This is a genomic window from Methanocaldococcus sp. FS406-22, from assembly GCF_000025525.1.
Classification (GTDB): Archaea; AGJL01; Methanococci; order Methanococcales; family Methanocaldococcaceae; genus Methanocaldococcus.
The window spans coordinates 1,219,520-1,231,589 of the sequence record NC_013887.1; the positions used below are offsets into that span (position 1 = coordinate 1,219,520).

Sequence of the window (12,070 nt, forward strand, 5' to 3'; positions counted from 1 at the left end):
ATTACCACACAAAACATTTAAATAAACATAGCTAAATAGAATTTTTTAAGTTAAAGGATTATAAAAATTAGGGGGATAGTAATGGCAATTAGAGTTAGTGACATTTTAGATAAACCAATATACACAACGACAGCCATATACGTTGGGAAGGTCTATGATGTAATGCTCGATTTGAATAAAGGGGTTATCAGTGGAATAATTGTCTCAGACATTCAAAATGGATGCCTAAAAGATTATGTTACCGACCCTTCTAAGAAAGTTGTTTTACCATTCAATTTAATCACAGCCATAGGGAATATAATATTGGTCAAACCACCTGCAGATTCTGGTTATGGATTTTTAAAGAAATAATTTTTGTTTTTAATAGTGGTTTTCAAAAGTAATAAAATTCACAAGATAATATTTGAATAAATTAAATCAGGAATAGACATTATTTATCAAGAATTTTGTTTTATTGTTTTTTAGGAGGGATAGATAATGCTTAAAATTGGTATTGTTGGCTGTGGAGCTATTGGCAGTTTTATTTCAAAAAAGGTTTTAGATGGCACTATAAAAAATGCTAAAATCTCTGCTGTCTATGATAGAAATTTAGATAAAGCTGGAAAACTATCTGAGATGACTGGAGCTAAGATTTGTGGTAGTGTAGATGAGTTGGTTAAAGAGGATTTGGATTTAGTTGTTGAGGCAGCATCAATAAAGGCAGTTGAAGAAATTGCAGAAAAATCTTTAATAAACAATAAAGATGTTTTAATAATGAGTGTTGGAGCATTAGCAGATAAAGAGCTGTTTTTAAAATTAAAAAACTTAGCTAAGAGTGTTGGAAAGAAAATTTATATTCCATCTGGAGCTATTGGTGGCTTAGATGCCATAAAAGCTCTGAGATTGGGAGAGATAGGAGAGGTTGTTTTAAAAACTACAAAACCAGTTGCTGCCTTAGAGGATGCCTTAAAAAATCTTGGTTATAAGGTAGATGAGATAAAAGAGCCAGTTGTAGTTTTTGAAGGAGATGTTTTTGATGCAATAAAGAAATTTCCAGCAAATATAAACGTTGCAGTTACTTTATCATTGGCTACAGAGTTTCCAGCAAAGGTTGTTATTGTTGCAGACCCAAATGCAAAGCTAAACAGGCATGAGATATTAGTTAAAAGCTCTATAGGAACTTTAAAGGTTTGTGTGGAAAATGTTCCATTTGAAGAAAATCCAAGGACTTCTGCATTAGCTGCCTATTCTGCCGTTAGATTGATTAGAGATTTGGCTGATCCTATAAAGATAGGTGTCTAACTATGGAAGAGATAGAGAGCTTTACAGTTATTGATTTAGATAGCTTAGATGACTTTATAAAAGAGATTAAATGCCCAAACTGCTCTTATGAATTTAAATGTGTTGGAGAAAGAGTTATTTGCCCAAAATGTCGGAAGGTTATAAATTTAAAAGAAAAATAGTGAGATCATGCATCCAACTAAACTATTAAAAGGGACTAAATCAAAACTCTTAGAAGGTAAAAAAATCTTGGTTGCTGTAACTTCATCAATAGCCGCTATAGAAACACCAAAGTTGCTGAGAGAGTTAATAAGGCATGGAGCAGAGGTTTATTGCATCATTACAGAAGAAACTAAAAAAATTATTGGCAAAGATGCTTTAAAATTTGGTTGTGGAAATGAGGTTTATGAGGAGATAACTGGAGATATTGAACATATACTGCTTTATAATGAGTGCGACTGCCTCTTAATATACCCAGCAACGGCCAATATAATCTCAAAAATAAACTTAGGAATTGCTGATAATATTGTAAATACAACAGCTTTAATGTTTTTTGGAAATAAACCAATAATTATTGTCCCAGCAATGCATGAAAACATGTTCAATGCCATTAAAAGGCATATAGATGAGCTTAAAGAGAAAGATAACATTTATGTAATATCACCAAAGTTTGAGGAAGGGAAGGCAAAAGTTGCAAGTATAGAGGACGTTGTTAAAGCAGTAATTGACATCATTGGAAACAACTTAAAAAAAGAGGGAAACAGAGTTTTAATATTAAATGGAGGGACTGTTGAGTTTATAGATAAAGTTAGAGTTATAACAAATTTATCATCTGGAAAGATGGGTGTTGCATTAGCTGAGGCTTTCTGTAGAGAAGGATTTTATGTTGAGGTCATAACAGCTATGGGTTTAGAGCCTCCTTATTATATAAAGAGCCATAAGGTTTTAACTGCCAAAGAGATGCTAAATAAAGCTATAGAGCTTGCTAAGGACTTTGATATTATCGTCTCATCAGCAGCAATATCTGATTTTACAGTTGAGGCATTTGAAGGAAAGTTGAGCTCTGAAGAAGAGCCAATATTAAAGCTAAAGAAAAATCCAAAGGTTTTAGAAGAGTTGAGGAAGATTTATAAGGATAAGATAATTATTGGATTTAAAGCAGAGTATAATTTAAATGAGGAGGAGCTTATAAATAGGGCTAAGGAGAGATTAAATAAATATAACTTAAATATGATTATTGCCAACGATTTAAGTAAGCACTACTTTGGAGATGACTATATCAAGGTTTATATTGTAACAAAAGAAGATGTTAAAAAAATCTCTGGCTCTAAAAAAGAGGTTGCTGAAAAGATTGTGGAAAAAGTTAAAAAATTGGTGAAATCATGAGTAAAAGAGAAGAAACTGGATTGGCAACAAGTGCTGGATTGATAAGATACATGGATGAAACATTCTCAAAGGTTAGAGTTAAACCAGAGCATGTTATTGGGCTTACTGTAGCATTTGTAATTATTGAGGCAATTTTAACCTATGGTAGATTTATTTAAAATTATCTTCCTAAAAATAATCTCTCTCCTAACCATTCTGGCAATCCATTTTTAACAATTTTCTCATAAGCCTCTTTGATGTCATATTCAACTCTAACAATCTCTATTTTAAAATTTTCTTCATCAAAGATACAATAACTTGCCTTATTTATTCCATCCCTTGGCTGTCCTACACTTCCGGGGTTTATTAGATATTTTTTATCATCATCTAAGTATATCTTCCCTTCATGAACCAATAAATTTCCTTCTTCAGAATTTACAAATGGTATATGAGAATGTCCAATAAATATCAAATCTCCGCAGTCAAAGGCATCATCAACGTAATCTGGAAATAAATATTCCCAAATCTCTGGATACTTAGGATTTGCATGTGAAAAGATAACTTTTTTACCTTTTATCTTTTCTTCAATAATCAGAGGCAGAGAATCTAAAAAGTTTAAATTTTCAGGCTTTATAACATTTTTAGTCCATAGTATTGCAATAATTCCATAGGTATTGAAGTAATCTAAGCTCTCTTTTCCTAAAACTCCATAGTCATGATTTCCAACTACACACTTACATTTGAGTTCTTTTATTAATTCAATGCATTCATTTGGATTTGCTCCATAACCAACAATATCTCCTAAGCACACAATTTCTTTAATGCCCTTACTCTTTATATCTTCTAAAACTGCCTTTAAAGCCTCTAAGTTAGAATGAATGTCACTAATTACTGCAATCATATTTATACACCTTTAGGATTATCGCTAAAATTAACTTTATCTCAGTAACATTTAAATATAAGTTGAGCTAACATCCTAAGATAATATAAAAAGTATTATTGTCATCATAAAAATTAAAAATTAGTATTAAAAAGTGTGATAATCATGCAGTATATTTATCCATTCACTGCAATCGTTGGACAGGAAAAGATGAAGAAGGCTTTAATTCTAAATGCTATAAATCCAAAGATTGGTGGAGTTTTAATTAGGGGAGAGAAAGGAACAGCAAAATCCACTGCAGTTAGAGCTTTAGCTGATTTATTGCCAGAGATTGAAGTTGTTGAAGGATGCCCATTCAACTGCGACCCAAATGGAGAGTTGTGTGATATCTGCAAAGAAAAGAAAGAGAGAGGAGAGCTAAAAGTAACAAAAAAGAAGATGAAGGTTGTTAATCTTCCAATTGGAGCTACTGAAGATAGAGTTATTGGAACTCTTGACATAGAAAAAGCTATAAAAGAAGGAATTAAAGCATTAGAGCCGGGAATTTTGGCAGAGGCAAATAGAAACATCCTCTACATTGATGAAGTTAATTTATTGGATGACCATATAATTGATGTTTTATTGGATGTTGCAGCAATGGGTTGGAACATCATTGAGAGAGAGGGAGTTAAGATAAAGCATCCTTCAAGATTTATATTAGTAGGAACTATGAATCCAGAGGAGGGGGAGTTAAGACCTCAAATTTTGGATAGATTTGGTTTAATGGTTGATGTTGAAGGATTAAATGATGTTAAAGATAGAGTAGAGGTTATAAAGAGGGTTGAGGAATTTAACAACAATCCAGAAGAGTTCTATAAAAAATTTGAAGAAGAACAGAAAAAATTAAGAGAAAAAATAATTAAAGCAAGAGAAATTTTAAATAAAGTTGAGATAAGCGATGAACTCTTAGAATTTATATCAAAAGTTTGTATTGAGTTAGGAATTCAAACAAATAGGGCCGATATAACTGTTGTTAGAACAGCTAAAGCTTTAGCTGCCTATAACGGAAGGACTTATGTAACTATAGATGATGTCAAGGAGGCTATGGAGTTAGCTCTACCTCACAGAATGAGAAGAAAACCATTTGAACCACCACAATTAAACAAAGAGAAGTTGGAGCAGATGATTAATGAGTTTAAACAGCAAAAAAATAATAATGAAGAAGAAAAGGAAGAGCAAAAAAATGATGACGTAAAAAAAAACATGATGAAATAAGAAATGAGTTTGAAGAAGAAAATGAGGATTCAAATAATCAAAATAATAATAACAACTCTAATAACCAAAATGAAGATACACCCGGGGACTTTGAAAGAACGTTTGGCATAGATGAGAGCTTTAAAGTAAATCCCAAGCTTATACAATTTAAGCTTAAAGATAATATCCATAGATATGGCTCTGGAAGGCATATTAAAAGCTACAGCAAGAGAGGGAGGTATGTAAAATTCAAGCTCCCAAAGGATAAAACTTCCGATATTGCCTTCGATGCTACATTTAGAAGAGCGGCAATACACCAAAAAAGAAGAAGAGAAAAATCCAATAAAAAATTAGCTATCTACTTAGAAAAAGAAGATATTGTAGAAAAGGTTAGACAGAGGAAGATATCATCCCATATATTGTTTGTTGTTGATGTGAGTGGTTCAATGGGAGCTATGAGAAGAATGGAAGCCGCAAAAGGGGCTATAATCTCTCTACTCTTAGATGCCTATCAAAAGAGGAACAAAATTGGAATGATTGCATTTAGAAAAGATAGAGCTGAGTTGATTTTACCTTTTACATCCTCAGTAGAGCTTGGAGAGAAACTACTTAAAGATTTACCAACTGGAGGGAAAACTCCTTTGGCTGATGCATTTATTAAGAGCTATGAGGTCTTTGACAGAGAGCTTAGAAAAAATCCAAATATCATCCCAATAATGATTGTAATAAGTGATTTCAAGCCGAATGTAGCTGTTAAAGGAGATTATGTTAAAGAGGTTTTTGATGCGTGTGAGAAGATAGCTGAGAAGTGCATTAACGTTATATTGATAGATACTGAGCCGCAATCATTTATAAAAATAGGGATTGGAAGAGAGATAGCCAATAGATTTGGATTTAAGTATTATAAAATAGAGGAGTTAAGTGAAGAAAAAATCTTAGATATTTGTAAGAGCTTAGAAATCAACTTCTAACTTATTTCAATAAAATCTATCTTCTCAATCAGCTTAGATAATAATTTAATAAACACCACAGATGAATCAACAAAATTTTTGATTGGCTCATAATAATCCTCTTTTGATTTTTTATAATCAATATCCTTACACTTTTTATTATCGTTATAATCTAAGATAATTTTTAAATCTTAATTTGAAAGGTTATTTAAAGATTAAAAGTTTATAATTTGTCTTCTATCATACCCTCTATCTCTAAATATTTCTTCCTCAACTTCTCTTTCATCTCCTCATCTGCCTTCCACATTCCCCTCTCTATTGCCTCCAACAACCTTTCAGTAATATTTAGCAAAGCATAAGGATTGTTTTCTTTAAAGAACTCCTCCATATCTTTATCAAACACATATTTTTCAGCTATCTTTTCATACATCCAGTCATCTATTATTCCAGAGGTTGCATCCCATGCGAACATATTATCAATATACTTTGAGAAATCTGCCGCCCCTTTATACCCATGCCTTTTCATCCCCTCAATCCACTTTGGATTCATTATTTTTGTTCTAAATATCTCCTTACCTTCCTCTTTTAAGTGCTTAGTTCTTATATTATTTGGATTGGAAGTATCTCCAACATAACTCACTGGCTTTTTACCAGAGAAATGAGTTACAGCAGCAATTAAACCACCGTGATAGCTGTTAAAGTCATCTCCCTCAAATATATCCCATTCTTGGCTATCTTCATTTTTAACCGTTAGTTCAATCTTAGAAAGCCTATTTATAAACTCCTCCTTTGCCTCTACTCCATAAATACCTTTTCCATAAGCATAGCCCCCCCACTCAACATAAACCTTGGCAAAATCCTCTATAGATTTCCAATTCTTCTCATCTATTAAATGGGAGACACCAGCCCCATAACAGCCCGGTTTATCACTGAATATTCTATATAAAGAGGTTTCTTTGGCTGTCTTTTCATCAATTCCCTTCTTTATCTTTTCTTCAACCTCTTCTTTATAATGTTTTTTTACAAAATTCATTTCATCTGGTTCATCTAAGTTAGCTACCATCCTTATTGCCTCATCTATAAGCTCAACAACGTTTGGGAAAGTATCCCTAAATAATCCACTAACTCTTAAGGTTACATCAATTCTTGGCCTTCCTAACTCCTCTAATGGGATAACTTCTAAACCAATTACTCTCCCCATTTTATTCCAAACTGGCTTAACTCCCAATAGATACAAAATCTCTCCAATATCATCTCCTTTCGTTCGCATAGTTGGAGAACCCCAGACAATAATGCCAATATACTCTGGATACTTCCCCTCCTCTTTCAGATATTTTTCAATCAACTGTTCTGCCAACTTTTTACCCATTTCATAAGCAGATTTCGTTGGAATCTCTTGAGGATTACATGAATAAAAGTTTCTTCCAGTAGGAAGGCAGTTTATATCTTTTGTAGGAGCACCAGCAACTTTTGGTGGAACATAAAAGCCTTCTAAGGCATTAACCGCATTTATAACTTCCTCATCAACCCTCATTAAGTTTCTATAGATTACTGAGACAGTTTTTAAAACCTCTCTTAATTTAGAGTTTATTTTTACTGTTTTTAGCTCATCGATTTTATTTTCATCAAAGTTGTATTGCATATACTCTTTTAACAAATTCAATCCAATTCCATTTATTTTATCAATAATTTTATGATGTTTTCCTTTGTTATTATTTAATTCTTCCCAATTATACCCTAAAATCTCAGCCAAAATCTCTAAGTAATTGAATTGATACCTAATAATCATAAATAGCATGTTAATTAATTTCTCTCCTTCCAAAGGCACTCCCATTATATGTAATCCATCGTTTATCTGCCTATTCTTTAAAATCTCTAAGTAATCGTGGATTTTATTTAACAGTTTTTCAAAATTTTCATCATTTATCTCTTCATCTATAACCTTTCCATCCAATAAATCTCCATCTAACTTTAACTCTTTAATTTTATTCAAAATCTCTTTCTTTAAAAATTCTTTTTTCTCTTTATTCTCTGTTTCATAATAATCATCAATACTCTTTTCTAACCCTACTAAATCACCATACAAATCAGATATTGTCATTGGTGGGATTAAATGGCTTATAATTGTTGCATAACTCCTTCTCTTTGCCTGAGTCCCCTCTCCAGGATTATTTACAATAAATGGATAGATATTTGGCAATTCCATACAGATGTCTGGATAGCATTCGTTAGATAATCCAACACACTTTCCAGGAAGCCATTCTAAATTGCCATGCTTTCCTATATGCATTATTGCATCTGCTTTGAAAACCTCTTTAATCCATTTATAAAAAGCAATGTAATAATGAGTTGGTGGCAAATCTGGAGAGTGGTATATAGCAGAGGGATTCTCTCCAAATCCTCTTGGTGGCTGAACTGAGATAAAGACGTTTCCATTAATTATTCCAGGAATAATTAGCTCTCCATTAAAGTTCATAACTTCTCCAGGAATGGCTCCCCAGTTTTTTATCAACTCTTCTTTAACTTTATCTGGTAGGGAGTTAAACCATTTCTCATAATCTTCTTTCTTTATTTTCCCTACGGCCTTTTTTATTATCTCTTCAGTTAAAAATCTCTTATCATTTGTAGCATAGTTCAGCATTTTCTTTATTAGTTTAGTCCCATTTTCTGGGATTTCATCAACTATAAAACCCCTCTTCTTCATCTCCTTCAAAATATTAACAACACTCTCTGGACTATCTAAACCAAATGCACTTGCTATCTTGTCATTCCTTGGCGGATAATTGTGGAAAATTATGGCTATTCTTTTGGCTTTATTTGATTTTAATTTTAGATTTGCATACCTTAGGGCTAAATCAACTATCTTCTCAGCCCTATCCTTTATAGCCTTGTACTTAATAATTGGGACTCCAACTTCTCCATCCTTTATCTTCTCCTTTCCTCCTATTGGGAAATGTATTATTGCTCCATCAAACTCTGGCATTGCCATGCCAATGATTAAATCAATTGGGTTTAAGCCAGAGACTGAATTTTTCCATTCTTCAATAAATCCTGTTGATATAATCCCCTGCAGTATTGGAGCATTAAGTTCTTTTAAAAATTCTGGCTCATCTTTTAACAACTCTGCCTTAACTCCCATTGAAAGAGTGAACATTGTAGTATTGATTAATGCATGAATTATTGGCTTTCCATCTTTGTAGAAAAATCTTTTGAATGTTTCTAAAGTTCCTATAGAGCCGAGTTCGTTCTTTAAATGAGAGCTAAAAACAGCTATTGGTATTCCTCCTTTATTCTCAATAATATCAATTAAATCATTGACATAGTCTATGTTGTTGGCTACAAACCAATTTCTATAAAACAAAATCCCTATAATTGGCTTATCCAAATCTCTACCCAACTCTTTTAAATAGTTGAGATAGTCATCTAAAGCTTCAAAGTATTTTCCTCTATAATAGATACCTTGCCATGGCATTGGTTTTGGCTCCTCATAATCTACATCTAAATTCCCAAACTTATTTGCCAAATATAAGAGGAGATTTTTGTAGTTATAGATTCCTTCATAAGCTAAATATTTAACAACTTTATCCTTTACCTCATCATCTACTGTCCTATCTTTTTCTAAATCTGGATGAACTTCAGTGATTGTTGGTAATGGCAAAAATGGGATGTTATGCTTTTTACAAAACTCAGCTAACTCATCATAATACTTGAAGGCATTTTTCCCTCCCATAAGTTTTGTAAAAACAATATTTGCATCTTTAATAAACTCTAAAAATTCTTCAAACTCCTTTCTGCTACATTTATAATCCAATATTTTAAATTCAATGCCATATTTTTTAATCTCTTTATATGCTTCTTCAAAAACTAAGTCATCACTATCTATTGTTGAAACAAAGCCAATCTTTACCATAGATATCACCAGCTATCTTAAGTAAAATTTAATTAACTTAACAATATCTTTAGTTTATTATTTATTTATCATCTTTTTATCACTTTTTATAATAAAAATTTGGTGAATGGTATGAAATATTTAATATTAAAGGTAACAAATAGATGTAATCTTAACTGTCTCTACTGCTATGCAAATAATGAAAATAATAAAGATATGGATTTTAAAACAGCTAAAAGTGCTATTGACTATTTACTAAGCTTAGATAATAATTTGAAGATACAATTTACAGGTGGTGAGCCACTATTAAACTTTAAATTAATTGAAAAAGTTGTTGATTACTGTAATAACAATTATGATAATAAAAATATAAAATATGCAATCCAAACCAATGCAACCCTTATAGATGAAAAAACAGCTGAAAGGATTAAAGAACTCAATATAAAAGTTGGAGTTAGTATAGATGGATTAGAGATAAATGATACTCTAAGACCCTACAAAAATGGAAAGCCATCAACCTTAGACACATTAAAAGGCATGTATCTCTTAAAAGCTTATAATATCCCTTATGGAGTAACAACCGTTGTTACAAACAAAAATCTTCCATACTTAGAGGAGTTTGTTAATTATTTAATTGCCTTTGGTGTAAAGAGCATAAGCTTTGACTTATTAAAGCCAAAGAAAAAAGAACATTTAAAGTTAATGCCAAATATTGAAGAATTTAATAAACTGTTAAATAAATTTGGAAGATATCCAATCTATATAAAGAACTTACAAAAAAGACCTAAGGGAAGATACTGCTATCTAAATTCTGGAGATTTGCTGTTTGTTAATGAATTTGGGGATGTATACCCTTGTCCTACATTAGAAGGACTTTCCTGTTTAGGAAATATAAATGGTAATAAAATAGAACTACCAAAAATAGGAAGTAATAAATGTTATGCAAGAGAGTTTTTGACAAAACATTTAAAATAAATAAAGTTACTTAAATCTTTTCAATAACCAAAATTCCGTTTCCTAAGCTTTCAATTTTGAAATCATATCCTAACGATTCGAGAATATTAACTATATCCTTCTCTGAATAATATCCTCTGAATCTTCTATTTAACCTATTATAGAACTCAAATACTTCTTTACAAATATTCTCATTTTTATCCAGTATAAATTCTTCTGAAATGAATATTTTTCCCCCACTATGTATAGAAGACATCATCTTATTTAGAAACTGCTTTAATGACGGAGCATATTTCATTGTATGTGAGCATATAACATAATCATACTTTTCTTTAGGAATTATGTCAGCAAAATCTATATTTTTAAGTTCATAGGAATCACAATACAATCTTTTAATCCTACATTCTGCAATCTGTAAAAGCCCCTTAGATATATCTACCCCCATGTAATGTCCTTCTGGATATACTATATCTATAAAGTATTTTGGAGACCGTGAACCACAGCCAACATCCAAGATGTAATCTCCCTTATCAATCTTTAGACAGTCGCTGGCAATCTCTCTGCATAATGAATAGTATGGGCTACTCAATATCATATCCCAGATGTCAGGGTCTTTTTTAAAGCTTATAGCAATCTTTGGATGACTATAACTTATTAGAGCATATCTTGACACATGCGTTATAAAGTTATATTTCATCACATAATCACTAATAATCTTATCAAATTTTGGCATTTTTATATTTAGTTCAAAATCTTCGTTTATCTTAATTTTTTCATCTTCATATTTTAAAATTTCCAATTTCAAAGCTGTTTTTATATAGTCAAGAATAAACTGCTTATTTGGATATTTCACCAATAATGGAATATCATCGATTTTTGGAGAATATTTAGCAATAATTGGGAAGATTCCAAACTCTACACCCTGCTTTATAAATGTAACAAGCAATTCATAACTTAGATATTCTATAGTGTTATCAATCATTTCTATTTTCTTTTTTAGTTTTATTTCAGATGGCATTATATCGTTTATAACCTCACTAATAATCTCATCCAATATTTTTGAGTCATCATCTCCTATGTCAAATGACCCTCCCCCAACTACATTCTCAATTGAATCGAATTTCATATTACCACCTTAAAGATTCTATAAAGTCACTATCCTGGTCTTTTAACACTTCAACTATTTTCTTTCCATAATCGGTTAGCTTATATAGCTTTATCCCTCCCCTCTCTACACATTCAACTAATCCTAATTCTATAAGCGAGAAATGACCGTTATACCTTCCATTCATACCTTTTAGACATCCAAGCACGTTACTTGGGTCTGACTTCACCCTTCTCGAGATTTCAGAAAGATAAATGCCATGAGGATACATCTTATACAGCAGATATAATATCTTCTTTCTTAATTTACTTTTATTTAGTGACCTAATAATCATCGGGTCAATAAATGCCAAGCTCATACTAATCCCTCCCCCACAAGGTATCCTAAGAACAGTTTTGAATTGATGAGTGTGATTTTAAAAACTAAAGAAAATA

12 protein-coding genes are annotated in these 12,070 nt (G+C 31.6%); 8 read left to right on the top strand and 4 right to left on the bottom strand.

Going from position 1 to position 12,070, the window contains the following annotated elements:
* Positions 1–81: 81 nt before the first annotated feature.
* The 5 genes from MFS40622_RS06215 to MFS40622_RS06230 all read left to right on the top strand — a co-directional run bounded on the left by MFS40622_RS06215 (position 82) and on the right by MFS40622_RS06230 (position 2,804).
* Entirely contained in the window at positions 82–351 is a 270-nt protein-coding gene (locus tag MFS40622_RS06215; RefSeq protein WP_012980828.1) for a PRC-barrel domain-containing protein, read from the top strand.
* A 126-nt stretch (positions 352–477) separates the two neighbouring features.
* The gene (locus MFS40622_RS06220) at positions 478–1,281 is read left to right on the top strand and encodes an aspartate dehydrogenase (RefSeq protein WP_012980829.1); all 804 of its coding nucleotides are present in this window, start codon (positions 478–480) and stop codon (positions 1,279–1,281) included.
* 2 nt (positions 1,282–1,283) lie between these two features.
* Entirely contained in the window at positions 1,284–1,442 is a 159-nt protein-coding gene (locus MFS40622_RS09595; RefSeq protein WP_012980830.1) for a hypothetical protein, read from the top strand.
* A 7-nt stretch (positions 1,443–1,449) separates the two neighbouring features.
* Positions 1,450–2,646: a bifunctional phosphopantothenoylcysteine decarboxylase/phosphopantothenate--cysteine ligase CoaBC gene (coaBC, locus tag MFS40622_RS06225; RefSeq protein ID WP_012980831.1), complete on the top strand. Its 1,197-nt coding sequence runs from the start codon at positions 1,450–1,452 to the stop codon at positions 2,644–2,646.
* A complete protein-coding gene (locus MFS40622_RS06230) occupies positions 2,643–2,804 on the top strand; it encodes a preprotein translocase subunit Sec61beta (RefSeq protein WP_012980832.1) in 162 nt (53 codons plus the stop codon). The genes coaBC and MFS40622_RS06230 overlap by 4 nt, the downstream gene beginning before the upstream one ends.
* A gap of 2 nt (positions 2,805–2,806) precedes the next feature.
* Here the strand turns inward: MFS40622_RS06230 and MFS40622_RS06235 are convergent, their stop codons facing one another.
* Complete coding sequence (locus MFS40622_RS06235; protein WP_012980833.1) at positions 2,807–3,526, bottom strand: metallophosphoesterase; 720 nt, start codon at positions 3,524–3,526, stop codon at positions 2,807–2,809.
* Positions 3,527–3,670: 144 nt separating this feature from the next.
* On the opposite strand from MFS40622_RS06235, the gene MFS40622_RS06240 reads away from it, so the two are divergent.
* A complete protein-coding gene (locus tag MFS40622_RS06240; RefSeq protein ID WP_012980834.1) occupies positions 3,671–4,759 on the top strand; it encodes an ATP-binding protein in 1,089 nt (362 codons plus the stop codon).
* Between the two features lie 107 nt (positions 4,760–4,866).
* Positions 4,867–5,709, top strand: coding sequence for a VWA domain-containing protein (locus MFS40622_RS06245; RefSeq protein ID WP_048197494.1), 843 nt, complete (start codon positions 4,867–4,869; stop codon positions 5,707–5,709).
* Positions 5,710–5,911: 202 nt separating this feature from the next.
* On the opposite strand, the gene cobN is transcribed toward MFS40622_RS06245, so the two are convergent.
* A complete protein-coding gene (gene cobN, locus MFS40622_RS06250) occupies positions 5,912–9,598 on the bottom strand; it encodes a cobaltochelatase subunit CobN (protein ID WP_012980836.1) in 3,687 nt (1,228 codons plus the stop codon).
* 111 nt (positions 9,599–9,709) lie between these two features.
* Here cobN and MFS40622_RS06255 point away from each other — a divergent pair, with 111 nt between their 5' ends.
* A complete protein-coding gene (locus tag MFS40622_RS06255; protein WP_012980837.1) occupies positions 9,710–10,552 on the top strand; it encodes a radical SAM protein in 843 nt (280 codons plus the stop codon).
* 10 nt (positions 10,553–10,562) lie between these two features.
* Here the strand turns inward: MFS40622_RS06255 and MFS40622_RS06260 are convergent, their stop codons facing one another.
* Both MFS40622_RS06260 and MFS40622_RS06265 read right to left on the bottom strand, forming a co-directional pair.
* A complete protein-coding gene (locus MFS40622_RS06260) occupies positions 10,563–11,657 on the bottom strand; it encodes a class I SAM-dependent methyltransferase (protein WP_012980838.1) in 1,095 nt (364 codons plus the stop codon).
* Position 11,658: 1 nt separating this feature from the next.
* Entirely contained in the window at positions 11,659–11,994 is a 336-nt protein-coding gene (locus MFS40622_RS06265) for a helix-turn-helix domain-containing protein (RefSeq protein WP_012980839.1), read from the bottom strand.
* Between the last annotated feature and the right edge of the window lie 76 nt (positions 11,995–12,070).

Coding starts and splice junctions, on each gene's coding strand:
- MFS40622_RS06215 (WP_012980828.1), top strand. CDS start 82: ATGGCAATTAGAGTTAGTGACATTTTAGATAAACCAATATACACAACG.
- MFS40622_RS06220 (WP_012980829.1), top strand. CDS start 478: ATGCTTAAAATTGGTATTGTTGGCTGTGGAGCTATTGGCAGTTTTATT.
- MFS40622_RS09595 (WP_012980830.1), top strand. CDS start 1,284: ATGGAAGAGATAGAGAGCTTTACAGTTATTGATTTAGATAGCTTAGAT.
- coaBC (WP_012980831.1), top strand. CDS start 1,450: ATGCATCCAACTAAACTATTAAAAGGGACTAAATCAAAACTCTTAGAA.
- MFS40622_RS06230 (WP_012980832.1), top strand. CDS start 2,643: ATGAGTAAAAGAGAAGAAACTGGATTGGCAACAAGTGCTGGATTGATA.
- MFS40622_RS06235 (WP_012980833.1), bottom strand. CDS start 3,526: ATGATTGCAGTAATTAGTGACATTCATTCTAACTTAGAGGCTTTAAAG.
- MFS40622_RS06240 (WP_012980834.1), top strand. CDS start 3,671: ATGCAGTATATTTATCCATTCACTGCAATCGTTGGACAGGAAAAGATG.
- cobN (WP_012980836.1), bottom strand. CDS start 9,598: ATGGTAAAGATTGGCTTTGTTTCAACAATAGATAGTGATGACTTAGTT.
- MFS40622_RS06255 (WP_012980837.1), top strand. CDS start 9,710: ATGAAATATTTAATATTAAAGGTAACAAATAGATGTAATCTTAACTGT.
- MFS40622_RS06260 (WP_012980838.1), bottom strand. CDS start 11,657: ATGAAATTCGATTCAATTGAGAATGTAGTTGGGGGAGGGTCATTTGAC.
- MFS40622_RS06265 (WP_012980839.1), bottom strand. CDS start 11,994: ATGAGCTTGGCATTTATTGACCCGATGATTATTAGGTCACTAAATAAA.